This is a genomic window from Candidatus Centipeda massiliensis, assembly GCF_900290285.1.
Lineage (GTDB): Bacteria > Bacillota > Negativicutes > Selenomonadales > Selenomonadaceae > Centipeda > Centipeda massiliensis.
Genome location: NZ_LT985754.1, coordinates 1,029,321 through 1,053,032 on the forward strand (window position 1 = coordinate 1,029,321; position 23,712 = coordinate 1,053,032).

General features: G+C 56.4%; 18 protein-coding genes, 1 pseudogene and 1 riboswitch. Of the genes and pseudogenes, 12 read left to right on the top strand and 7 right to left on the bottom strand.

What is annotated here, in order from left to right; genetic code table 11:
* Window position 1 precedes the first annotated feature (1 nt).
* Genes C8273_RS05080 through C8273_RS05115 form a run of 8 tightly spaced genes read left to right on the top strand, consistent with a single transcriptional unit; the run spans window position 2 to window position 9,073 of the window.
* Complete coding sequence (locus C8273_RS05080; RefSeq protein ID WP_106626674.1) at window positions 2-1,408, top strand: UDP-N-acetylmuramoyl-tripeptide--D-alanyl-D-alanine ligase; 1,407 nt, start codon at window positions 2-4, stop codon at window positions 1,406-1,408.
* On the top strand, window positions 1,408-2,394 hold the full coding sequence (gene mraY / locus C8273_RS05085) for a phospho-N-acetylmuramoyl-pentapeptide-transferase (RefSeq protein WP_106626675.1): 987 nt from the start codon (window positions 1,408-1,410) through the stop codon (window positions 2,392-2,394). The genes C8273_RS05080 and mraY overlap by 1 nt, the downstream gene beginning before the upstream one ends.
* 31 nt (window positions 2,395-2,425) lie before the next feature.
* Window positions 2,426-3,808: a UDP-N-acetylmuramoyl-L-alanine--D-glutamate ligase gene (murD, locus tag C8273_RS05090; RefSeq protein WP_106626676.1), complete on the top strand. Its 1,383-nt coding sequence runs from the start codon at window positions 2,426-2,428 to the stop codon at window positions 3,806-3,808.
* Complete coding sequence (gene murG / locus C8273_RS05095) at window positions 3,805-4,917, top strand: undecaprenyldiphospho-muramoylpentapeptide beta-N-acetylglucosaminyltransferase (protein ID WP_106626677.1); 1,113 nt, start codon at window positions 3,805-3,807, stop codon at window positions 4,915-4,917. Before murD ends, murG begins: the two co-directional genes overlap by 4 nt.
* 51 nt (window positions 4,918-4,968) lie before the next feature.
* Window positions 4,969-7,299: a UDP-N-acetylmuramate--L-alanine ligase gene (gene murC, locus C8273_RS05100; RefSeq protein WP_106626678.1), complete on the top strand. Its 2,331-nt coding sequence runs from the start codon at window positions 4,969-4,971 to the stop codon at window positions 7,297-7,299.
* The gene (locus tag C8273_RS05105; RefSeq protein WP_106626679.1) at window positions 7,296-8,024 is read left to right on the top strand and encodes a cell division protein FtsQ/DivIB; all 729 of its coding nucleotides are present in this window, start codon (window positions 7,296-7,298) and stop codon (window positions 8,022-8,024) included. Before murC ends, C8273_RS05105 begins: the two co-directional genes overlap by 4 nt.
* Complete coding sequence (locus tag C8273_RS05110; RefSeq protein ID WP_106626680.1) at window positions 8,025-8,726, top strand: DUF881 domain-containing protein; 702 nt, start codon at window positions 8,025-8,027, stop codon at window positions 8,724-8,726. It begins immediately after the preceding gene.
* Window positions 8,723-9,073 carry a small basic family protein gene (locus C8273_RS05115; protein ID WP_106626681.1) on the top strand — a complete coding sequence of 117 codons (351 nt, stop codon included), beginning with the start codon at window positions 8,723-8,725 and terminating at the stop codon, window positions 9,071-9,073. The genes C8273_RS05110 and C8273_RS05115 overlap by 4 nt, the downstream gene beginning before the upstream one ends.
* Before the next feature lie 122 nt (window positions 9,074-9,195).
* Window positions 9,196-9,368: riboswitch (cobalamin riboswitch) on the top strand.
* A 30-nt stretch (window positions 9,369-9,398) separates the two neighbouring features.
* On the opposite strand, the pseudogene C8273_RS13080 reads toward C8273_RS05115, so the two are convergent.
* Window positions 9,399-9,520 (bottom strand): annotated as a pseudogene (locus C8273_RS13080) (secretion protein HlyD); the annotation flags it as partial.
* Between the two features lie 196 nt (window positions 9,521-9,716).
* Here C8273_RS13080 and C8273_RS05130 point away from each other — a divergent pair.
* The 3 genes from C8273_RS05130 to ftsZ all read left to right on the top strand — a co-directional run bounded on the left by C8273_RS05130 (window position 9,717) and on the right by ftsZ (window position 14,772).
* A complete protein-coding gene (locus C8273_RS05130) occupies window positions 9,717-11,963 on the top strand; it encodes a TonB-dependent receptor (RefSeq protein WP_106626682.1) in 2,247 nt (748 codons plus the stop codon).
* Between the two features lie 151 nt (window positions 11,964-12,114).
* Window positions 12,115-13,422, top strand: coding sequence for a PepSY-associated TM helix domain-containing protein (locus C8273_RS05135; protein ID WP_106626683.1), 1,308 nt, complete (start codon window positions 12,115-12,117; stop codon window positions 13,420-13,422).
* 105 nt (window positions 13,423-13,527) lie between these two features.
* Complete coding sequence (gene ftsZ / locus C8273_RS05140) at window positions 13,528-14,772, top strand: cell division protein FtsZ (protein ID WP_199821002.1); 1,245 nt, start codon at window positions 13,528-13,530, stop codon at window positions 14,770-14,772.
* 47 nt (window positions 14,773-14,819) lie between these two features.
* Here ftsZ and aroH read toward each other — a convergent pair whose 3' ends face one another.
* From aroH to C8273_RS05170, 6 genes are all read right to left on the bottom strand, one after another.
* Window positions 14,820-15,179: a chorismate mutase gene (gene aroH, locus C8273_RS05145; RefSeq protein WP_106626685.1), complete on the bottom strand. Its 360-nt coding sequence runs from the start codon at window positions 15,177-15,179 to the stop codon at window positions 14,820-14,822.
* 3 nt (window positions 15,180-15,182) lie between these two features.
* A complete protein-coding gene (locus C8273_RS05150) occupies window positions 15,183-16,784 on the bottom strand; it encodes an ABC1 kinase family protein (protein WP_106626686.1) in 1,602 nt (533 codons plus the stop codon).
* Window positions 16,785-16,838: 54 nt separating this feature from the next.
* On the bottom strand, window positions 16,839-18,464 hold the full coding sequence (locus tag C8273_RS05155) for an ABC-F family ATP-binding cassette domain-containing protein (protein WP_106626687.1): 1,626 nt from the start codon (window positions 18,462-18,464) through the stop codon (window positions 16,839-16,841).
* Window positions 18,465-18,481: 17 nt separating this feature from the next.
* Window positions 18,482-19,258, bottom strand: coding sequence for a glucosaminidase domain-containing protein (locus C8273_RS05160; protein WP_106626688.1), 777 nt, complete (start codon window positions 19,256-19,258; stop codon window positions 18,482-18,484).
* 23 nt (window positions 19,259-19,281) lie between these two features.
* On the bottom strand, window positions 19,282-20,541 hold the full coding sequence (locus tag C8273_RS05165) for a nitrate reductase (protein WP_106626689.1): 1,260 nt from the start codon (window positions 20,539-20,541) through the stop codon (window positions 19,282-19,284).
* A gap of 178 nt (window positions 20,542-20,719) precedes the next feature.
* Window positions 20,720-22,099 carry an amino acid permease gene (locus tag C8273_RS05170; protein ID WP_106626690.1) on the bottom strand — a complete coding sequence of 460 codons (1,380 nt, stop codon included), beginning with the start codon at window positions 22,097-22,099 and terminating at the stop codon, window positions 20,720-20,722.
* Between the two features lie 467 nt (window positions 22,100-22,566).
* Between C8273_RS05170 and ald the strand changes: the two genes are divergently transcribed.
* On the top strand, window positions 22,567-23,688 hold the full coding sequence (gene ald / locus C8273_RS05175; RefSeq protein ID WP_106626691.1) for an alanine dehydrogenase: 1,122 nt from the start codon (window positions 22,567-22,569) through the stop codon (window positions 23,686-23,688).
* Window positions 23,689-23,712: the final 24 nt, after the last annotated feature.

The window sequence follows — 23,712 nt, forward strand, 5'->3', positions numbered from 1 at the left end:
TATGGCGATGACATGGACTGAGGTGCTTGCGGCGACGGGTGCCGCTCTGCACAGCGGAAAGCTGCGTGAAAATGATACGATCCCCCACATTACGACAGATACGCGGCGGATCGCGACGGGGGATCTGTTCGTCGCTCTGCGCGGGGAGCATTTCGACGGTGCGGACTTCGCCGCGGATGCCCTCCGCAAGGGCGCGGCAGCTGTTCTGGTCAGCACGCCGATCTCCAAGTCGGTGGAGCAGGCGCTGAAAAAGGAACAGGGGGCTGTTCTCGTGACCGAGGACACGCTCAAGGCATATCAGGACATCGCGCATGCTTGGCGCATGAAATTCCCGATTCCCGTTGTTGCGATCACCGGCTCGAATGGCAAGACGACGACAAAGGATCTGACGGCCGCCGTCCTTTCGGGGCGCGGTGCGGTCTGCCGGACGGCGGCGAACTACAACAACGAAGTCGGGCTGCCGCTGACACTGCTCGGCATAACGGAGGAAGATACCGCCGCCGTCGTCGAGATCGGCATGCGCGGGCTGGGGCAGATCGCAGAACTTGCACCCGTTGCTGCGCCCAACATTGGCATCGTGACGAATGTCTGCGAGGTGCATATCGAACTCCTCGGCTCCATCGAGAATATTGCAGCGGCAAAGGCGGAGCTTGTGCAGGCAATCCCTGCCGGCGGGACAGTCATCCTCAACAGCGATGATGAGCGCGTTTCTGCCATGCGTGCATACGCAGGAGACGGTGTGCGCGTTATGACTTATGGGATCGGCGCAGGTGCAGATGTGCGTGCCGAGGCACTGCGCTGCGGTGTGGACGGCTCTCAGTTCATGGTAACGTGGGGCAATGAGCGGCATGACTACAGCATACCTCTTGCGGGGCGGCACAATGTCAGCAATGCGCTTGCGGCACTTGCGGCCGGCTTTGTTCTTGGACTCACGCCGCAGGAGATGCAGGCGGGGCTGTGCCGGCTTACCCCGGCAAAGATGCGCTACGAGGTACATGAGGTCGGCGCATGGCGTTTCATCAATGATGCCTACAATGCGAGTCCCGCTTCTATGCGCGTGTCGATTGAGACAACGGCTTCGCTCTATCCGGAGCGCAAGATTGCTGTACTCGGCGATATGCTGGAACTCGGAACCGTTGCCGAGGAGGCACACAGGGAGATCGGCCGCCGCGTGGCGGAGCTTGGGTTTGCGGCACTTGTGACCTACGGTTCGCAGACGCAGTGGATGCACGAGGCGGCCGAGGCGGCTGGCTGTCCCATCTGTCGTCATGCGGAGACACACGAGGCGGCTGCGGCGCTGCTGCGCGGACTTCTCGCGGACGGTGACACCGTTCTCTTCAAGGGATCGCGCGGCATGCGCATGGAGGCGATTATCACGCTTCTGACGGGCAAGGAAGCGGGGCACTGATGGAACCTATCCTGGATCTGCTTGCACCGCAGCTGCGCGTACTTCTGACGCTCCTGACGGCACTTGCCATTGTTCTGTTCAGCGGCGTTTACTTCCTTCCGTTTCTGCACCGTCTGAAATACGGGCAGAGCATCCGTGAGGAGGGACCTGCGAGCCATCAGAAAAAGAGTGGAACACCAACGATGGGCGGCGTGATGATTGTGCTCGCCGTGACGGCGGCGACACTCCTCTTTGCACCGTTTACGGTGACGACACTGCTCGTACTCTTCATCTTTCTTGGGCACTTTCTGCTCGGCTTTGCGGACGACTACATCAAGGTCGTCAAAAAGCGCAATCTCGGACTGCGCGCCTATCAGAAGCTGCTCGGTCAGATCTTTATTGCCCTTGTTACCATCCTGATTGGGCGTTCTCTCTTGGGACATGATACGAGCGTATGGGTGCCGATCTGGGGGGAGATGCTCGATATTGGCGCGCTGTACTATGTGCTCGTCGTCTTTGTTCTTGTCGGCACATCGAATGCGGTCAATCTGACGGACGGACTCGACGGGCTTGCCTCGGGGACGGTCGCCGTGGCAGCACTTTTCTACGCCCTGATTATGTACGGCACGGACAGCAGCCTGATGGTTTTCTCTACGGCAATCATGGGTGCATGTGTGGGGTTTTTGTGGTATAATCATTATCCGGCGCGTATCTTCATGGGAGATACAGGATCGCTCGCGCTTGGCGGGGGACTCGCGGCGGTGGCGATCCTCTCACACACAGAGGCGCTGCTGCCGATTGTGGGCTTTGTTTTCGTCTGTGAGGCACTGTCCGTGATTCTGCAGGTCATCTCGTTTCAGACGTGCGGCAAGCGCATCTTTCGCATGAGTCCGATCCATCATCATTTTGAACTTGGCGGATGGAGCGAGACGCGCGTGGTTTATACGTTCTGGGCGGCCGGCGCAGTGGGGGCGCTTCTCGCTGGATTTGTCGTACTTATGTCATAAATACTTTTACCAATAAGGGGGACACAGGGAATTGTCCTATCACAATCAGTCTGCGCTCGTCATCGGGGCGGGCATCAGCGGGTTTGCAGCGGCGAAGTATCTCGCTGCGGCGGGCGCACGCGTGACGCTTTCGGATGCAAAGGACGAGGCGGACGCAGAAAAGGATCCGCTGACACAGCAACATATTGAAGATCTACGGACGCAGGGAATCTCCTGCGTCTTTGGCGCACAAAGGGAAGAACTGCTGGAGGGGACAGATCTCATTGTTCTCTCGCCCGCCGTACCTGAGCGTATTCCGCTTGTGCAGGCGGCGCGTGCGCATGGGATCCGCGTGACCACGGAGGTGGAGCTGGCGGGGGAGATCGCGCGTGCACCCATCTATGCCATCACAGGAACGAACGGCAAGACGACGACGACAACGCTGCTCGGCGAGCTTTTGCGCGCGCATTTTCCTGCGGTCGGCGTTGGCGGCAACATCGGTGTGCCACTCATCGACGTGGCAGAGGCGACCCCTGCGGACGGTGCGATTGCAGCGGAGATCTCCAGCTACCAGATGGAGGCAACCGCACATTTTCATGCAGCCATTGTTGCGGAGCTGAACGTGACCCCCGACCACATCGTCCGTCATGGATCGATGGAGGTCTATCAGGCGATGAAGGAGAAGCTCTTTGCCGCGCAGACGGCAGAGGACTTCCTCGTGCTGAACTACGATGATCCGCATACGCGCGGCATGGCTGACCGTGCGAAGGGGCGCGTCTGTTTCTTTGGCCGCCGCGAGGAACTCGCCGAGGGGGCGACTGTGCGCGCAGACGGCATGATTGTCATTCGTTGGAATGAGGAGGAGCATGTCCTCATTCCGGTCGATGAGCTGGGCATTCCGGGCGGGCACAACATCGAGAATGCGCTTGCGGCATCGGCAATGGCGTTCTTTGCCGGCGTGACTTCTGCGGAGATGCGTCCCGTCCTGCGTGCGTTCAAGGGCGTGGAGCACCGCATTGAATTCGTGCGAATATTGAACGGTGTGAGCTACTACAACGACTCGAAGGCGACGAATACGGATTCGGCGATCAAGGCACTTGAGGCGTTCGACGGACATATCATCCTCATTGCGGGGGGCGATGACAAGCTGACCGATCTCACGGAGTTTATGACGCTCGTATGCGCACGTGTGGACGAGCTGATCCTTGTCGGTGATGCAGCAGAGCGGTTCGGTGCGGCGGCACTCGATGCGGGGATTGCGGCGGAGCATATCCATCGTGCAGGCTATCACATGGAAATGGCGGTGCACATGGCACACGATCTCGCAGCAGCAGGTCAGACGGTTCTCCTTTCGCCCGCGTGCGCCAGCTTTGACATGTATGGCGGCTATGAGGAGCGCGGGCGTGACTTCAAGAGGATCGTGAACGAGTTATGAACATCATCGTATCCGGCGGCGGCACCGGCGGGCATATCTATCCGGCGCTCACGATCATCCGCGCGATCCAGCGGCGCGAGCCGTCCGCGCGAATTCTCTATGTCGGCGGGCGCAGGGGGCTTGAGGCGGACATCGTGCCGCGCGAGGGGATCGACTTTGTCGCGATGGATCTCGCAGGATTTCAGCGGAAGCTGTCGCTCGAAAACATCGGACGCGCGTGGCGTGCGCTGCGCGCCGTGGCGCGTGCACGCGGCATCGTGCATGGCTTTCAGCCCGACGTGGCGATTGGGACGGGCGGCTATGTCGCAGGTCCCATCCTCCTCGCGGCGAGCATGGCAGGTGTACCGACACTTGTGCAGGAACAGAACGTCTTTGCGGGGGTAACCAACCGCATTCTCGCAAAATTTGCGACGGCAATCGCCGTGGGCATGGAGGATGCACGGAATGTCTTCCCGAAAGAAAAAACGTATGTGACGGGCAATCCGATCCGCCCGGAGGTGCTGACCGCAACGCGTGAGGAGGGGGCTCGGAGCTTTGGCTTTGATCCGGCGCAAAAGACCGTGCTCGTCTCGGGCGGCAGCCGTGGCGCACGCTCCATCAACCGCGCCATGGTCGAGGTCATTGCGCGGGCAGCGGAGCAGACGGCGGTGCAGTACCTCTGGGTGACGGGGGCGGACGAATACGCGGATACGCTTGCACGCATACACCGTGCGGGGGTACATCTGGAGGAGCATCCGCACCTGCGCGTCCTGCCGTATCTCTACAATATGCCCGAGGCGATGGCGATGGCGGATGTCGCCGTCTTTCGCGCGGGCGCGACGGGGCTGGCGGAACTTGCGGCACGGGGGGTGCCCGCGATTCTCATCCCGTACCCGTATGCGGCGGAGAACCATCAGGAGAAAAATGCGCGTGCGGTAGAGGCTGCGGGAGCGGCAGAGGTGATCCTCAACAGCGACCTCAGCGGCGCAGTACTTGAGCGTTCTCTGCGCGGACTGCTCGCGGACGACACGCGGCGGACGGCAATGGCGGCGGCGATGAAGCGGCTTGGAAAGCCGGAGGCGGCAGAGGAAATTGCAGCACTTGCGCTGCGGATCGTAAGGAAGCGCTGATATGAAATCGGTCCGATCAGTGCTCCGTTGAACATAGAAGGGGTAAGAGCGATGCTCAAGGATTTGAAGGGGATTCACAACATTCATTTTGTCGGTATCGGCGGGGCGGGCATGAGTCCTCTTGCAAAGATTCTTCTCCTGCTGGGATACAAGGTGTCCGGCTCCGATCAGGGCTCATCGTCCATCATCGAGGAACTCGTGCGCCTCGGTGCGCGTGTATGGACAGATGGGCAGCGCGCAGAGAACGTGCGCGGTGCGGATGCCATTGTCGTCTCTACGGCAATCCCATACGACAATCCGGAGGTGATTGCCGCGTGGGATCTGCGCATCCCAAAGCTGCACCGTTCGGATATCAACGCCGCACTTGTCAACGAATACGACGGCATTGCCGTCGCGGGATCGCACGGCAAGACAACGACCACGTCCATGATCGGTGTCACGCTTGACCGCGTGGGGATCTCCCCAACCATCATCGTCGGCGGAGAGGTGCCCGACCTCGGTACGAATGCGAAGCTTGGCAGCAGCCGATATCTCGTCTCCGAGGCCGATGAGAGCGACGGCTCCTTTCTCAAGCTGCATCCCCATGTCGCCGTCGTGACGAACGTCGAGGACGATCACATGGATCACTACGGCACGATGGAAAAGATCATCGCGGCGTTCCGTCAGTTCGTCGATCAAGTGGACGAGGATGGCACAGCCATTCTTTGCTTCGAAAATGAGATTCTGCGCCAGATTGCAGCCGAGACACCGCGCAGGGTCATTTCATACGCCATTGATGCAGATGCGGACTACCGTGGGGCGGACATCGAGACGCATGGCTCCATCATCTCCTTTACCGTCTTTGAGCGCGGTACGGAGCTGGGGCGCATCTCTCTCAACATCCCCGGCCGGCACAATGTCCTCAATGCCCTTGCCTGCATTGCGGTTGCACGCCTTGCGGGGGTGGAGTTCACCCAGATTCAGGACGCACTCGCAGGCTTCCACGGAGCGAAGCGTCGCTTCCAGACGAAGGGGAAAGAGCGCGGCGTGTGGGTGGTGGACGACTACGCCCATCACCCGACCGAGATTGCCGTGACGCTCGCGGCGGCACGACAGACGACCCCCGGTCGTCTCATCTGCGTCTTTCAGCCGCATCGCTATTCGCGCACGCAGCTTTTGCGTGAGGAGTTCGGATCGTGCTTCAAAAATGCCGATCTGCTTCTCCTGACCGATGTCTATGCGGCAGGAGAGGCACCGATCCCAGGCATCAGTGGGGAGACACTGATGGAGGAGGTCGCAAAACAGACGGGGCAGGATGCTGTCTATCTGCCGGAACGAGCCGACCTCGAACGCTATCTTGCGCAGCACGTACGAGCGGGGGATCTCGTCATCACGATGGGCGCGGGCAACATTCTAGAGGTCGGTGAGGCACTGGTCGCACAGTTGAAGGCGGGAACCGCCGGCGCGGGGGAGCAGCCCGTCGTCGTCGTCATGGGCGGACCTTCCACGGAGGCTGAAGTATCGCGTAACTCGGGGGCGGCGATTCTTGAGGCTCTGCGCACGAAAAACTATCCTGCCGTCGGCATGGAACTGGAGCCAAAAACCTTTGCCGAGGAGATTCAAAAGCTCCGCCCCGCCATTGTATTTAATGCACTGCACGGGAAGTACGGTGAGGACGGCGTTCTGCAAGGGCTGTTGGATATGCTTGGTATTCCCTACACCGGATCGGGCGTGCGCGCCGCCGCGCTCACGATGGACAAGACGATGACGAAGCGCATTTTTTGCGCAGAGGGGATTCCAACGCCGTGTTTTCTTTCCATTCGTGCAGGGGAGAGAGATGCGCATACGGCACAGCGCATTCGCACGGCGTTCGATCTGCCGCTTGTGGTCAAGGCGCCCGAGCAGGGATCGAGCATTGGCGTATACATCGTGACGAAGGACGAGGAGCTGCTGTCTGCGATGGATGCGGCGTTCTCCTATGGGGACGAGATCCTTGTGGAAGACTTCATCGACGGGCGGGAACTGACCGTCGTGGTGTGGGGAACGCCGGCGGCGGCAGAGCCGTTCCCGATCATTGAGATTACAACCACATCGGGACGCTATGACTATGAGAGCAAATATACCCCAGGTGCCTCGCAGCACATTGTACCCGCAGACCTCTCCGCAGAGTGCACGGCGATGGTGCAGGACATTGCCGTCCGTGCATACAGGGCGTGCAGCTGTGCAGGGCTGGCACGCGTCGATATCGTGCTCAGCAAGACGGGTGAGGCGTATGCGATTGAGATCAACTCCGTGCCTGGTATGACGAAGGTTTCCCTCGTCCCGGATGCCGGACGTGCCATGGGCATTGAATTCCCCGAACTCTGCGCCCGAATCCTCGCGATGGCAGGATACCGCCGATGAGTTCTCGTCGTGTGCTAAAGGGGGCGTTCTACCTCCTTTGTACCAGTGCTGTGATCGCCGCCCTCATCTATTCGCCGCTCTTCACCTTTCAGCAGCTTGTCGTGCGCGGCAACGTCCATCTGGATACGGATGAACTCTGCGAAATCGCACGGATTCAATACGGTCAGCGGCTCTTTGAACTCAAGACGGATACCATGACGGCGAATCTGCTGCACGATCTGCGCATCGAGTCCGCCGTCGTCCGGCGTCAGCTGCCGAACAAGATTGAGATGGACATTGTCGAGCGCATTCCTGTTGCTACCGTCGCGTGTGACTACGGTTATCTGGATTTTGACCGGCAGGGGAAGGTCATCGCCAGCTACCGTTCGCTCAAGGGGGCAGACATCCCCATCATCACGGGGGTGAAGCTGCGTGATCTTTACATCGGTGATGACAATGACAACGCCCAGGTTGCGAAGGTGATTACCTTCCTCGGCAAGATTGACCCTGCGGACATCGGGCAGATCTCAGAGGTCAATATCACCGTGCCCTCTGCCGTTGTCGCCTATACAAAGACTGCCTTGCCGATCCGTCTGGGACAGCTGGATGGGATACCGGATAAGGCAGGCCTCACACAGGATTTTTTGCAGGATCAAAAGACCACGCGTCATACCGTGGAGTTTGTCGATTTCAGCTATGACGCGCCATTCATCAAACTCGCGGATAAAGTGACAGAGGGGAAATAAATGAAACAATTTCGGCAGGGCGGGTGGCTTATTGCACTCGTCTGCGTATTGATTGGATTTATGGTTGCCGTGCAGTTCCGCACGGCACAGGATGGGAAGGGGAGCCTTTCTCAGCAGCGCATTGAGGAGATCTCTGATCGACTGCTTCAGACCGAGCACGAGCGAGACGAACTCGGTGAGGAGCTGCGCAAGATGCAGGCTGCCGCCATTGAGGTGGGCAATCGGGAGGATCAGGACATGCTGCGCTATCGTGCCGCCCTTGTCCCGCTTGAGGGAGAGGGCGTCATTGTGCGCATGGACGACAGCACGAAGCCCGTGAAGGCGGGCGAGAATCCAAACCTCTACGTCATTCACGATGACGATCTCCTGCGTGTTATCAATGAACTGCGTGCAGCGGGCGCGGAGGCGATCTCTGTCAACGGGCAGCGTCTCACAGGCATCTCCGAGATTCGCTGCGCGGGACCAACGCTCTCCGTGAACAATGTCCGCTCGTCCGCGCCCTTTGAGATTCGCGCCATCGGCGACAAGAAGTCGCTTGAGAACTCTCTGCGCATGCGCGGTGGTGTCGTGGAGACACTGAGCGTCTGGGGCATCCAGCTCGATATCAAAGTGAGCGATGATGTCTACATCCCCCCCTATCGCGGGAGCATTCGCCAGAGTTATGCACGTGAGACCGCAGAGCGTGAGGAGGGAAGCAAATGATCTACATCGTCATCATCAGCCTTGCGATTGGACTCCTCATCGGCTATAACAGTCCGATTGTGATTCCCCTTGCGTACTCGAAACTTTTTTCCGTCGCACTCGTCGCGGCACTCGATGCGGCGTTCGGCGGGCTGCGCGCAGCGGTCGCGGAGCGCTTTGACAAGCACGTCTTTGTCACGGGCTTCTTTTCCAATACACTGCTCGCAGCGGCACTTGTCTTTATCGGCGACCGCCTCGGCATCGATCTTTATTACGTGGCACTGCTCGCATTCGGATTCCGCATCTTCAAAAACCTTGCCATCCTGCGCCGCTATCTGCTCAAGGACTATCGGGACGGTGTGGAGTAGATTAGACAATAAATTCTGTCTTCTCTCTACCACTATCTCGTTCTGAAAGTTTCCGATAATATAATTGACAAGAATATCACAGAGTGATATTCTTCTTTGAAAGAGATCATTTCATTTTAAAACAGCATAATGTTCGGTCAGGTGTCGCAAGACTTAATAGGGAAGTCGGTTAAAGCCGACGCGGTCCCGCCACTGTAACAGCGAGTTCCTCTGCAATATGCCACTGGGAAAACTGGGAAGGTGCAGAGAAACGATGAACTGGAGCCAGGAGAACTGCCTGATTTAGAATCACCGATTGACCTACGAGTGATGGGGAGGGGATTATAGGGAGCACTGATAAATTCAGCCCGCCATCTTGACGTATCTTTTTTGCCCGCACTGTGTCGACAAATCCTCCACATAGCCCTTGCTATGCGTCCGGTTTGTCTTCTTGTTCGGACAAAAAATCTACGCAAATCTGACAGACTTTATTTTATCAGCGATTCCTATACACATCGAATTTTGTGGTGTGTATGTTTGTATTGTGCTTTTGTCATGATGCAGTGAAATATTCAGCCCTGTTTCTCGTTTGGATGAAACGGGGCTGTTTCTATGTCATGAACTCTGTCGTATTTTTAGGAGGAGAAAGGAAGTCTCTCACGAAATGAATCCATGGAAAAAGAAATGTCTCACACTTGCGGCTCTCTGTGCGCTGACAGGAAGCAATACCTCACTTGCGGGGGCAGCCGCAAGCAATTCCGTTGACGAACTGACACCGTCTGACAAGGTGGAAAACAGAACGGACACCACTCTCAGCGCATTGCCGAACAATCATGAGCTTGGAGAGACAATTGTGACAGCGACGCGTCTCACAGAGCCTCTCATGAAAGTTCCCGCCAACGTTACTGTAATTACCTCAAGAGAGCTTGAAAAACGGCATGTGTTCAGTCTGCGTGAGGCGCTGTCAAGGGAAGCGGGGATCTATGTCTCGCCGACGGCTGATGTCAAGGATGGTGTCATGCTGCGTGGTTTTTCAGGTGCAGATATTCTCGTCATGTATAACGGACAGATGCTCAATACTGCCTTTGACGGCGGCGTGAACTGGGACTCCATTCCGTTGGCTAATATTGACCGCATTGAGATTGTGCGTGGTGCTGCGTCCTCTCTCTACGGCGGTCACGCCGTCGCGGGGGTTATCAATATCATCTCGAAGAAGGCGCAAGCCCCCGGCGATGGTGAACAGCAACAGATTCACGGTCAGGTCGATCTGCTGCGCGGCAGCAACAATACGTGGCAGCGCGGGCTTCAGGTTACGGGCGGTGATAAAAACATTTCTTTCCGTGTTGGCTATGAAAAGCGTACTTCGGACGGATGGGTCGGACATGCTGTCACTGCGGAAGAGTGGTATGATACAGGCTATACGCCCGATGCAACAGTCTCGTTTAAGAAACTGTCCTCCGGCGACTATATTGTGGGAAGCCGCGGTGCAAAGAAGAAGGAAAGCGAGAATACCTATGTCGATCTGAACTATGCGTTCGACAAGAACCGCTCACTCGGCTATTCATATTTGCACGCTTCCTATGAATATTCCTATCATGATCCCATCACCTATTTCCGTGATTCTGCCGGTAAGCCCACTTTTTCGGGCATCGTGCTTCTACCAAACGGAAATTATATCAGTGGCACGCCTGATGACTTCCTCGGTTATCTCGGCAGGAGAGAGCAGGATATTCACAAGCTGCGCTATGAGGATACGAAGAACGATTTCAAGGCGGGGATTGGCTACAGTAACGCATGGAAGGATGGGTATTCCAGCGCTGATAGACCAACAAGTATTGATTGGACGGGAGCCGGAGACCGTGCAGAGTACCCGACAAAGAACTATAATGCAGATCTGCAAAAGAAGTGGATGGTCGGGAACAATACCGTGCTTGCCGGATTTTCGTGGATGAAGGATAAGATGCGCTATCGCAGATACGATCTCCTGCACTGGAAGGATTGGAGTTCAGTCTATGCAGCACCGTATCAGCAAAGTGGCGGCTCCGTGATGTCCACCGCACTCTTTGTGCAGGATGAACTGGCACTTGACGCACGTTGGAAACTACAGCTCGGAATGCGCTATGACCGCTTTGACAAAAAGGACGGCTACTCCTATATCAATTCCGTACGCAAGGACTACGAAGATACATCGTTCCATGCGTGGAGTCCGAAGCTGGCAGTTAGTTACGAGCCGCAGAAAGATACCATGCTCTATGTGAGCTATGGGAAGTCCTTTAATCCACCATCGATTTATCGGCTGTATCGTCGTGCGGGGGACAGTGCGCGCTCCATCCAGGCAAATCCGAATTTGACCCCGGAAATCTCCCGCACATTTGAGCTTGGAATAAAGCAGAAGATCAATAAGGACACCTCCTATGGACTCACGCTCTTCCGTGTGGATACTGCGGATAAAATTGCGATTGCGACGAGGGATCGCGTGCGCGCATACTATAATATAAATGAATCAATGATCAAGGGGGCGGAATTTGAGCTGAAGCACCGTTTCCATCGCGACTGGCGGACGTACTTCAACTGTACCTTTGAGTCCGGCGAGGATACGTATGGCGGAACGACTGAGCGTGACTGGTACCTGCCGAAGTATATGATGCGATTCGGCATTGAGTACAACCGTGATCGTTTTAATGGCACTCTGGACGCACAGTACATTGCTGCACGACAGCAGGTGGATGCGGTTACGGGGGAATATGGATCGGAGGACAGCTTCTTTGTGACCAACCTGTATCTCAATTACAAAATAAACGAGAATGTTAAACTGCAGTTCGGCATAGAGAATCTCCTCAACCGCAAATACTATGCGGGTGAAGCGGCGAACGAGAGAACCTATACCTTCGGTACGACCTGCTCATTCTAAAAAAACACGTTTGTTCTGAAGGGATTGCTGTACAAAGAAATTTTTGTCTTCGTACAGCAGTCCCTTCATTTGTTGTTTACAACCCGTAAGAATGCTTCGATATGAATATTGCAGCAATTTCACAAGTGTCTCTATTGCAAAGGATCATCTCATGAAAATACTCTACCGTCTTCACCGCTGGATCAGCGCAATCTGCGGTGCCTTCTTTCTGCTGCTCTGCCTAACGGGGTTGCCGTTGATCTTCAGTGGGGATGTCTATCGTTGGAATGAGATCGATGAGCGGCCGAATTTCGGTGAACTCTCCTATCAGGAACTATGGAGCGGGATGGCGGCAGGTCTTACACAATTTGCGGCGGAGATGCCGGGGTGCCGAGTGGATGCGATTGCAGCCTACGCCGAGCGCGGCGTGCTTTTATACAGCCTTATATGGCAGGGCGACCATGGCAACATGCGCAGAGCTCGTCTCGCCTATGCCCCAGAAAGCGGTGAGATCGTACCGTGGCGCAGCTCGTATGTCAAATCTCCGATGCTTGCCGAATTTATGGGGACAATGCACGATCTGCATCTGAGAATGTCGATGGGCTACGTCGGGCTGATTGTTCTCACGGTTATGTGTATTCTCTCCCTCCTTTCCATTGTGGGTGGTATTCTGCTCTATCCGTCTTTTATGCGGCGGCATCTCTTCGGTGGGACGCGCGGTGGAACATCTGCGGGGAATTTCTTCGACTGGCACAATTTTCTCGGCATGATCACTGCGGTATGGGCGGTGCTCATGACCCTCAGTGGCATAGCGATTGCCGTCTATATCATCGGATATGGCAGCTATCGGGCAGATGTGGAGGCGGCACTCCCTCTGGACATCAGGAACGAGGAGCCCGTCGGATATGAGGAGATGATCGTCTACGCCCAGACGCATTTTCAGAATCAGGATCTCCTTTATCTTGCAGCGGCTGACGAGGACGCTCTAGCCGTTATGACGCTGACAGATGAGACGCGCCCCTCGATGTCTCGCGGGCAGGAGGTGTACCTTATCCGTACGGAGGAGGGGCTGACGCATATTACACAGCCCCTCCCGGGGTGGATTCGGCTGTGTGACGCACTGCGCCCGTTCCACACGCGGAACCATGAGACTATGCCACTCAAAATTCTCTGGGCAGTACTCGACCTCCTGACCGTCATTGTCATTGTGAGCGGTTTCGCTGGGTGGGGGCAGCGCAGCCGGCGCAAAAAGGAAATCCCACCTGTCCTCTTAACCGAAACGTGCTCCGCTGTAGACGTATGGATGTTGCCCGCCGTCTTTGCCCTGCTTTCCCTCATTGGAATGGGGGCGCCGCTTTCACACAGCACTGTGGGAAATGCAGTAGGAACAGCGGCATGGGCGGGCGTCTTGCTGCTCACTATTTATTTGTGGCGGAGAGGGCGGCGGTACAGGAAACGGAATAAATCTGGCAATTCCTAAAGGAGTGTAAAAATTTTTCTTGCTATGGAAATATAGATAATTTCATGGTAGAATATGCGAGGACAATTATAATTTATTGATAGAAGAACATGATACAGACAAAATATGGAGGCTGAAGCTGTGTTCGAAATGGATGATAACTTTGAAGAACTCGCAAAGATCATCGTTGTCGGTGTAGGCGGCGGCGGCGGTAATGCAGTCAACAATATGATCGACTCCGGCTTACAGGGCGTCGAATTTGTTGCAATCAATACAGACGCACAGGCACTCTTGCAGGCGAAGGCAGCGCTGCGCATTCAGATTGGTGGGAAGAGCACGCGCGGACTCGGTGCGGGGGCACGTCCGGAGATTGGTGAGAAGGCAGCGATGGAGAGCCGCGATCAGATTGTCGAGGCACTGCGCGGCGCGGATATGGTCTTTATTACCGCCGGTATGGGCGGCGGCACTGGTACGGGTGCAGCGCCTGTTGTGGCGGAGTGTGCACGTGAACTCGGGGCACTGACGGTTGCGGTTGTGACGCGTCCCTTTTCCTACGAGGGAATGAAGCGCGCACGCAATGCGGATTTGGGCATCACGAATCTGCAGCAGCACGTCGATACGATTATCACGATCCCGAATGACCGCCTCATGAAGATCATCGACAAGAGCACCCCTGTTACCGAGGCGTTCAGCAAGGTCGATAACGTCCTCTGGCAGGGCGTTAAGGGCATCACCGATCTCATCACGAATCAGGGCGTTGTCAACCTCGACTTTGCGGATGTACAGACCACAATGGCGAACGGTGGAGCCGCGATCATGGGCATCGGAGAGGCGCGTGGCGAGGGTGCCTCTGTTGCAGCGGCAAAGGCTGCAATCGAGTCACCGCTGCTTGAGACCAGCATCGAGGGTGCAACCTCCGTTATTATGAACTTCACGGGCTCCAGAAGCCTCAGCATGTTTGAGGTCAACGAGGCGTCCGAGTGGCTGAACAGCGTCATTATGAATGCGTCGAATGGGCGGCAGGCAAATATTATATGGGGCATCGGCGTGGACGAGAACCTTGAGGACAGTGTGCGCGTCACCGTTGTCGCGACCGGATTTGGTCATACGGACAGCGACACAGCCGCCGAGGAGGATACTGCTGTAGGACTCACGGCAGATTGGATCTCCATGCCGGGCATGGGGAGCAGCAGCATATCTGCACCAAAGGATCCCGTACAGCCCGCGCAGCCGCAGGCACGTCCCGCAGCGGCAATCGTTCCGCCGAACATAAATACGGGCAGTGCAGTGAATAACCGCCGCATGAATGTCGTCGAACCGAACACTGGAGCGGGGGTCATCGACATTCCCGAGTGGATGCGTAAGCGCTGAGAAAAAAGTACAAAAAAGCACCGCATGAGCGGTGCTTTTTTGTGCGTTCAGCCCTCAAGGTCGGGGCGGAGTTTTGCTGCTGCGCGCAGATAGACATGATGAATGTCTGTTTGTGCGGCATCTGTATTGACAAGCAGAAGAACGCGGATACAGCGGGGGAGACTGTCCTCTATAGCGCATTGACGTGCATCAAAGAGCGGCACGAGATCAAAGCCCGCAATGCGTCGTACACCCGCCGTCGGAAATGCCGCTGTCAGATCCTCGGTCACGCTGAAAATCGCTGCGCCGATGTCCTCGGACGTAATGCCATTCGTGCGCAGCAGCTCCGTGACAAGCTCTTGCGCAGCCTGCCAGATTTCTTCTTTGTCGTTGCGCCCGACCGTAATGGCACCGCGAATACCGCGCATAAGCTACACCCCCTTATGAATGTTCCAGATCAGCCGAATACTCAGGATGAATGCAATGAGGTAACCGAGGATGCCGAGGACGGGGATGCCGCCGAGCTGCGGCTTCATATCCGTCGTACAGATCGTGCTGGATGCGATGAGGAGTGCGGCGCACAAAAGGGCAATGATGAGCTTGTTGATCATCTTGTCGAAGCGCTGCACGGGTTCCTCTGAGCCGGTCAGGTCAATGTTGAGCTTTGCCTGACCGCTCATTGTCATCTTGAGAAGATCGGCAAGCTGCTCGGGGATCTGCACGGACTTGCGCAGGAGCATAATCCCCTCCTGCCGTGCCTTTGAGAGTCCCTCGCGCCATGTCATGCCATGCACAAGCCCCAAGGAGAGGCTGCGTGCAAAGATCTCAAGAAAGCTGACATCGGGGGCACAGCGGCGCATGACAATCTCCACGGTCATGACGCCGCGCGCGAACATGGCAAGCCCGCTCGGGCAGCCGATGTGGTGCATACGCAGAATGCTGAGGATCTGATTCGTCAGCACGCCCATGTGCACGTCGCTGAAATCAAGCGAGCCATATTGCTCCATGAGGACATCGATGTCCTGATAGAGCTGGGCGTGATTGATGCGTCCGCGCACAATGCCGAGCGCGAGAACCGCTGCCTTCATCTCGAAGGTATCGTGTGTCGCAAGCGCAAGGATCGCGCGCCGCAGTGCCATGCGGTCACGGTTGCTGAGACGCCCCATCATGCCGAGATCGAGCCATACAATCGTGCCGCCTCGAATACGGATGTTGCCGGGGTGTGGGTCGCCGTGAAAGAATCCGTCCTCGATGATCTGCTTCGCGTAGTTCTCTCCGAGCCGTCGCCCGATCTGCGTGACATTGACACCGGCTGCATGCAGGGCGTCGGTCTGATCGAGTGAGATGCCGTCGATGTACTCCATGACGAGGATATACTGCGTGGAGAGGTCGCGTAGGACGTGCGGACAGGAGATGAACGGGTTGTCGCGGTTGAGATGGGTAAATTCCTCGATATGTCCCGCCTCAATGAGGAAGTCCATCTCCTGCTTTGCAATGTTCCACATCTCATCCATGAGCGCTCGGAAGTCCACCACATTGCTATCACTCCGGTTGACGAGGCGAATGATGGTGGCGGCACGCTTCATGAGCGTGAGATCCATGCGCATGACCTCGTGGATGCCGGGGCGCTGCACCTTGATGACCACTTCCTCGCCGGAGGTGAGGGTCGCGCGGTGTGCCTGTGCTATGCTCGCAGAGCCGAGCGGCGTGCTGTCGATCATGCGGAATACCTTGTTCCACTCGCGGTTGTATTCCTGCTCCACAATGGAGAGAATCACGGGGAAGGGGAGGGGGCGCGCTCCGGTTTGCAGCTTCATCAGCTCATCGCAGTACTCCGTCGGAAGGAAGTCGGGGCGCATGCTCATGATCTGCCCAAATTTGACGAAGGTCGGACCAAGATCCTCAAAGATGGCGCGCAGCTTCGTCGGCGTCAGCCCGTGCACAATGTCGTGGCGGCGCAGGACGGCAACCATCTCACGCAGACGCAGGGCGGCGTTCCTGCTCTCCGTGCCATGCAAGAGTGTGCCAAGCATGATCTCACCTCCCGTAAGTGTCGTGAAGCACTCGGATTCCCCGTTTTTGAAAAATTACTCTGCCGCCCTGTACTTCTCCGCAAGCTGCTGCTTCACGGTCTCGTTGCTTAGGAAGTCGTCGTAGGTCGAGATGCGATCCACAACGCCGACGGGCGTAATCTCAATGATGCGGTTTGCAACGGTCTGTGTAAACTCGTGGTCACGCGAGGCAAACAGAATCGTCCCGCCAAATGACATGAGTCCGTTGTTGAGTGCTGTGATCGACTCAAGGTCGAGATGGTCGGTTGGCTCGTCAAAGAGGAGCACGTTTGCACCGGAGAGCATCATGCGCGAGAGCATACAGCGCACGCGCTCACCGCCCGAGAGAACCTCTGCGCGCTTTTGACTCTCCTCACCCGAGAAGAGCATGCGCCCGAGGAAGCCGCGTACAAAGGTCTCGTCTGGATCCTTTGAGTACTGGCGCAGCCAGTCGACAAGGTTCAGCTTTACCCCATCGAAATAGGCAGTGTTGTCGGAGGGGAGGTAGGTCTGCGTCGTCGTGACCCCCCACTTGAACGTGCCCGCATCCGCCTCCTCCTCGCCCATGAGGATCTTGAACAGCATCGTCTTCGCCGCGCCGTTTGGCCCCACGAAAGCGACCTTGTCACCCTTCTTGAGGGTGAAGCTGACATTCTTGAAGAGCTGACGGCCATCGGCCTCCTTGGACAGTCCTTCGACGGTCAGCAGCTGATCGCCCGCCTCGCGGTCGGGGGTAAAGGCAATGTAAGGATAGCGGCGCGTGGATGGCTTGATATCATCGAGTGTGATGCGGTCGAGCAGTTTCTTGCGCGAAGTCGCCTGGCGCGACTTTGACGCATTTGCCGAGAACCGCTGAATGAACGTTTGGAGCTCCTTGATCTTTTCTTCTTTCTTCTTGTTTGCGTCCTTTGCCATTTGCAGAGCGAGCTGGCTGGACTGATACCAGAAGTCATAATTGCCCGCGAACAGTGAAATCTTGCCGAAGTCCACATCGCAGATGTAGGTACAGACCTGATTGAGGAAGTGACGATCATGCGACACAACAATGACCGTGTTCGGGAAGTCCGCAAGGAAGTTCTCGAGCCAGTTGATCGAGGTCACATCGAGGTGGTTTGTCGGCTCGTCGAGAAGCAGGATATCGGGCGAGCCGAAGAGTGCCTGTGCGAGCAGGACGCGCACCTTTTCCGCAGGGGAAAGCTCGTTCATCTTGAGGCCGTGCTTCGCGTCGGGCACACCAAGACCATTGAGCAGCTGTGCCGCCTCCGTCTCTGCGTTCCAGCCGTCGAGTTCGGCAAACTCCGCTTCGAGTTCCGAGGCGCGCATGCCATCCTCGTCGGAGAAATCGGGCTTTTCGTAGAGAGCGTCCTTCTCGTCCATAATCTCCACGAGGCGCGGATGCCCCATGATGACCGTGCGCAGCACTTCGATTTCGTCGTAGGCATAGTGATCCTGCTTCAGAACGGCAAGGCGCTCGCCCGGTGTAATGTCCACAATGCCGCCCGTCGGTTCGATCTCGCCCGCGAGCAGCTTGAGAAAGGTGGACTTTCCTGCGCCATTTGCACCGATGATGCCGTAGCAGTTGCCGGGGGTGAATTTCAGGTTCACGTCCTTATAGAGGACGCGCTTGCCGAATTGCAGACTCAGATTGTTGACGGTGATCATCTTTCCGTTCTCCTTTTCTACTCGTGCAGAATTGCGCGGAACATCGACAAAATGCTCTGTCCGTACGAGTCACCGGGAACCGCCCAACGACCATTGAGATCCTGCCAGTTTCCAAGTGTATTCGTACCGTAGACGTTGCGTACCAGACTGTATCTGGGATCGACCACCGGTTCTACGGGCTCGCGCGTCGATGCGTATGCAAGCAGATGCTGAATATGTGCGCGTACGCCGATTTGTGAGGTGGCAAAGTAGGCTCCCTTGACTGTTGTGCTCGTCGTACCGAGTCCGCAGTAGTTGTTCTGATCGGGGGTCACTGTACCGCCGTAACGGAAGAAGCCCGTTTCCTTGAGCGCCTGCGCAAAGGCGACATCGGGGCGGATGCCCTCCCGTGCGCCCTCCTCGTAGTAGTAGGCGACCAGTTCGCGCGGCGTAACCGAGATTTCGGGATATGGATTCACGCTGAGGAGGTAGTTTACACACTGCTCCTGACTTGCGAGCGGCGTGCCGATGATGGCGGTGTCGTACTCTGAGAGCGTCTGCGGGACGCTGAAGAGCGGCTGTGGTTTTGGAGCTTCCGCCGCTACCGCATTTGCCTCCGCTGCTTCCTTGATGAGTGCGTCGGTGCGCATGCGGAAATCCTCTTTTTTCTCGGGCTGCACCGTGCGTTCCGTACGCACTTTCGTCGCTGCATTCGGATTGTGTGCACGACGTGCCTCGCCCGAGGCTGCGGTCAGAATAAAAAGTCCTGTGACAGCTGCGGCAAGAGAGCCGCGCAGAAAAATATCCTTTCGCAAGAAATGAACCTCCTAATCTATAGCTATATCCATTTGAGCAGAAAAAACAGAGAAAGAAGCGTGGTCAGCCCCCATGTGGCAGGTGCAATACGCTCCCGACGAGCCGCCGTGAGGAGCGTCCACACGAGGAGGGCGAGCGTCAGTCCAGTTTGTATGTCGTGTGCGGCAAGCAGAAAAACAGAAAGCACCGCAGCCTCCCGCAGCCCCGTGTCCGCACGGTGCCGCAGCATCGATAAGGCGCGCGACACGAGCAGCAGACCGAGGACGGCAAGCGCAATGGCGGGCACGGCGGGGGAGTCCGCCATTGCCGATAGAAGCGGCGCACAAGGCAGAAGCAGCAGGAGGAGCAACGCGAAAAGTGCCGCCGCCTGCGGGATCCCCGCAATGCGCCGCTCCTTCTCAGCCTCCGGCAGAACGGCGGAAATTGGTGAAATCGTCAGCGGAAATGCGCCGATGAAAGCCGCCCCGGCGTCCGTCGCCAAGAGTCGTGTGAGTCCCCGTCGTTTCTCTGTCGCACGTATCCGCACCGCGAGAACTGTCGCACTCTCTACCGTGAGGGCGCAGAGCAGTGTCAGCCCTAGCGATACCGCTGCGGGCACTTCGGTCTGCGGCAGCGTTGCAGCACAGACCAGCGTCCCGATGTCCGGCTGAAAAAATGGAGCGGCGGGAATCTCCCAGAACCCCTCTGCCCATGTAAGTATTCCGACCATCCCCATGCCAAGCGGCAGTGCTGTACGTGCATTTCGCATACAGAGAAGAAGGACGAGGAGAATGCCCATGAGTGTGAAGTAGGTGAGGGGATCGCCGAGCGTACCGCCCATCGTCAGTGCCCACGGAGACGGCAGGAGAATACGCGCATAGAGTGCCGCCGTCATCAGCATATTGAGTCCGAGACCGAAGCTTAGACCCGTGCGAATGATCGGAGGCAGCGCGTGTGTCAGTGCAGCCGCATACCTTGTACGCAGGAGCATCGCTCCCACGCAGGACGTAAGCGCCGTGATGCCGAGTACACCCTGCCACGAAACACCGTGTGCGATGATCTCCTCGTAGACAAGCCATGCCGTAATGGCGGGCGAGGGAAGCGCGATGAGCGTTCGCCCACCGTACGAAACGGCAAGCGTCCCAATGATCGTCGCAGCAACACCGACTGTGTATGCCGCCATAAACGGCATTCCCGCCCGCGCGAGCAACGAGGTCGTCAGGACGAGCGTGAATACTGCGACGGAAATAAGTACGAACGCCGTGCCAAGAGCCGTGAGCAGCACCTTCTCTTTGCTGTGCATTGATTCCTCCCGCAGCACCCCAAAACATTTTTATTCTATCACAAAGGAATGGATTTCTCAAATAAAAAGAGGGAATCACAAGGGGCTGCTACACGAAGCTAAAAAACTTCGTGCAGCAGCCCCTGTTGTGTTAGGGAAGCGCTGCAAGATCCTTGACAGATCTGTGTGCAGCCGCAAGTTATCTGCGTTCCCAGCAGCGATGCGATGGCGCATAGCTGTTGTAGAAGAAATAACCGAGAATCATGAGCACAATGAACGTGATGTTCGTTATGAGCGAGAGTGCCCAAATGAGGTAGATGCAGACGATCATACCGATTGGAGCAAGTACGTAGAGCATCGGAAAGGTGAATGTGCGCGGCAGTTCAGGCGAGTTGCGGCGCAGAGCAATCAGACCGACGAAGACAATGAAGAATGCCGCGAGAACACCGGTATTCGCGAGCTCAACGATGTAGAGCATCGGGACGCAGCCGGCAATGAAGGCAATGAGTATGGAGCCGACGAGCGTGATGAAGTACGGCGTACCGTATTTCGGGTGAATATTCGCCATTGCCTTCGGCAGGAAGCCGTCACGCGACATCGCGAAGAAGACGCGTGCCTGACCAAAAATGTAGACGATGAGGGTCGTGATCATACCGAAGAGAATGCCGACCGTTACGAGGTTTGCAAGCCCCGTGTAGCCGATGAGGCGGAGGCAGTAGGCAACCGGATCGGCGCGGTCAAGATCCGTATAGTTGACCGTACCCGTGAGGACAAATGCCACGACGGAGTAAATACAGAGACAGACAAAGACCGAGGCGATGATGCCGATGGGGAGACTCTTCTCCGGTGTCTTGCACTCCTCCGCGGAGGTCGCAACCGTATCAAAGCCCATGAAGGAGAAGAACACCACCGCTGCGCCCGTCATGATGCCGGCAGCGCCGAAGGGCAGGAACGGCTCCATGTTCTTCGTCAGATCCATGTGCGGGGAGGTGACGACGACGAATGCGACGATCGCGCACAGCGTGAGCGAGATGAGAATTGTATTGAGGCGCGAACTCTCCTTCGTACCGTGCGCGAGGATGAAACCAATCACGAGGGTAATGACGACGGCGGGCAGGTTGATGATACCACCTTCTGGCGCCGTCGTGAGGAGCGCCTTTGGAATCTCCATCCCGAGGGACGCCATCATTCCTGAGAAGTAGGCGGAGAAACCGACGGCAACCGCACTCGCGGTGACGATGTATCCGATGATCAGAGACCAGCCGCAGAGGAACGCCATGCCCTCGCCGAGGGAGGCGAAGGTGTACGCATAGGCACTGCCCGCCGCCGGAATGAGCGAGGCAAGCTCAGCGTAGGCAAGCCCTACGAGCATACAGAGGAGACCTGCGGCGACAAAGGATAGTACAATACCGGGCCCCGCGTAGCGGGCAGCACCGATACCGGTCAGGACGAACACGCCCGAGCCGATAATGCCGCCGATGCCAAGAAAGGTGAGGTCGAGTGTGCTCAGCGTGCGTTTCATTCCGCTGTTTTCCCGCTGCGCACTGAAGTCCTCCAGGGTCTTCTTCTTGAAAAACATACAAAAACCTCCAAGTGTCAAAAATAAGGGGATAACACTCCTTTTGATATATGACCCATGCCTGTGAGGACAAAACACCTCCTTTTTGACGGAAATCTGCTGTCATATTTTCCATACAGATGCGCCAAAGAAAACTATAACAGCATTAAGTAAACCTATACAAGATAAATTCTGTTATTGATTTTAATACAATTCGGATAATTTTGTCAAGCATGTTATAAAAATTGTTTGTATTTTCAATACATAGATGGCATCATGATGTTTCTTACAATAATAAAATGCGTAAATAAACGTCTTTCTTCGTGAACTTGATAAATGAAACATGAAAAACGTGAAAAAAATATATTTTTTACTTGACAAAAGTGTCTGAATTATACTAAAATCCCAAATAGGGTATACCTTTAGAAAAACCCCTAGCCGTTTCAAACCTTCTGTATTTTTATCTATCTGTAGTAGGAGGAAAAAACATGATTGTTGGCGTTTCGAAGGAAATCAAGAACAATGAATTCCGCGTCGGTATGACCCCTGCTGGCGTCGAGGCGATGTGCCGTGCCGGTCACACGGTGCTCATCGAGAAGGATGCCGGCGTTGGCAGCGGCTTCACGGATGCCGATTATCAGGCAGTTGGCGCTGAGATTCTCTCCGACAAGAAGGCGCTGTTTGATCGTTCGGAAATGATTGTCAAGGTAAAAGAGCCGCTTGCAGAAGAGTATGATCTCTTCCATGAGGGGCAGATCCTCTTTACCTATCTTCACCTTGCAGCCGAGCCGGAACTGACCGAGGCACTCCTGAAGAAGAAGGTTGTCGGCATTGCTTATGAGACTGTTATCGCAAAGGGCGGACGTGGGCTCCCGCTGCTTGCTCCAATGAGCGAGATCGCAGGTCGTATGTCCGTTCAGATCGGTGCACAGTTCCTTGAGAGTCAGTATGGCGGCAGCGGCGTCCTGCTCGGCGGTATTGCAGGCGTTGCGGCAGGTCAGGTCGTCATCATCGGCGGCGGCAACGTCGGCACGAATGCGGCGAAGATTGCTGTCGGCCTCGGCGCACGCGTCACAATTATCGATCTCTCGATCGAGCGCCTGCGCTACCTCGATGAGATTTTCGGCGGTCGCGTCGTCACCGAGTACTCTTCGAGCTACAACATCGCAAAGTGGGTTAAGGAGGCAGACCTCCTCATCGGCTCGGTTCTCGTTCCGGGTGGTCGTACGCCGACCCTCGTCACCGAGGATATGATCAAGACGATGAAGAAGGGCTCCGTCGTTGTTGACGTTGCAATCGACCAGGGCGGCTCCATCCAGACCTGCGACCACTGCACGACGCACAAGGATCCGACGTTTGTGAAGCACGGCGTCGTCCACTACTCCGTTGCAAACATTCCGGGTGCCGTTTCCCGTACGTCCACGCTCGGTATCACGAACGCAACCATTGAGTATGCGCTCGCGCTTGCGAATAAGGGCTACAAGGCTGCCCTTCGCGATGTGCCTGGCTTCAAGTATGGTCTTAACACCATTGATGGACACCTCACGAACGAGCCCGTTTCCAAGGCACTGAACATTCCGTTCAAGCCCATTGACGACTTCCTCGCGTAAATCTCTTCTCTGATTGCTGAGGGC

Excerpts from the sequence above, each read along its gene's own strand:
- C8273_RS05105 (WP_106626679.1), top strand. The coding sequence starts at position 7,296 with ATGAGTTCTCGTCGTGTGCTAAAGGGGGCGTTCTACCTCCTTTGTACC.
- murG (WP_106626677.1), top strand. The coding sequence starts at position 3,805 with ATGAACATCATCGTATCCGGCGGCGGCACCGGCGGGCATATCTATCCG.
- C8273_RS05155 (WP_106626687.1), bottom strand. The coding sequence starts at position 18,464 with ATGATCACCGTCAACAATCTGAGTCTGCAATTCGGCAAGCGCGTCCTC.
- C8273_RS05150 (WP_106626686.1), bottom strand. The coding sequence starts at position 16,784 with ATGCTTGGCACACTCTTGCATGGCACGGAGAGCAGGAACGCCGCCCTG.
- ftsZ (WP_199821002.1), top strand. The coding sequence starts at position 13,528 with ATGGAGGCTGAAGCTGTGTTCGAAATGGATGATAACTTTGAAGAACTC.
- C8273_RS05130 (WP_106626682.1), top strand. The coding sequence starts at position 9,717 with ATGAATCCATGGAAAAAGAAATGTCTCACACTTGCGGCTCTCTGTGCG.
- C8273_RS05110 (WP_106626680.1), top strand. The coding sequence starts at position 8,025 with ATGAAACAATTTCGGCAGGGCGGGTGGCTTATTGCACTCGTCTGCGTA.
- C8273_RS05165 (WP_106626689.1), bottom strand. The coding sequence starts at position 20,541 with ATGCACAGCAAAGAGAAGGTGCTGCTCACGGCTCTTGGCACGGCGTTC.
- mraY (WP_106626675.1), top strand. The coding sequence starts at position 1,408 with ATGGAACCTATCCTGGATCTGCTTGCACCGCAGCTGCGCGTACTTCTG.
- ald (WP_106626691.1), top strand. The coding sequence starts at position 22,567 with ATGATTGTTGGCGTTTCGAAGGAAATCAAGAACAATGAATTCCGCGTC.
- C8273_RS05135 (WP_106626683.1), top strand. The coding sequence starts at position 12,115 with ATGAAAATACTCTACCGTCTTCACCGCTGGATCAGCGCAATCTGCGGT.
- C8273_RS05170 (WP_106626690.1), bottom strand. The coding sequence starts at position 22,099 with ATGTTTTTCAAGAAGAAGACCCTGGAGGACTTCAGTGCGCAGCGGGAA.
- aroH (WP_106626685.1), bottom strand. The coding sequence starts at position 15,179 with ATGCGCGGTATTCGCGGTGCCATTACGGTCGGGCGCAACGACAAAGAA.
- C8273_RS05115 (WP_106626681.1), top strand. The coding sequence starts at position 8,723 with ATGATCTACATCGTCATCATCAGCCTTGCGATTGGACTCCTCATCGGC.
- C8273_RS05080 (WP_106626674.1), top strand. The coding sequence starts at position 2 with ATGGCGATGACATGGACTGAGGTGCTTGCGGCGACGGGTGCCGCTCTG.
- murC (WP_106626678.1), top strand. The coding sequence starts at position 4,969 with ATGCTCAAGGATTTGAAGGGGATTCACAACATTCATTTTGTCGGTATC.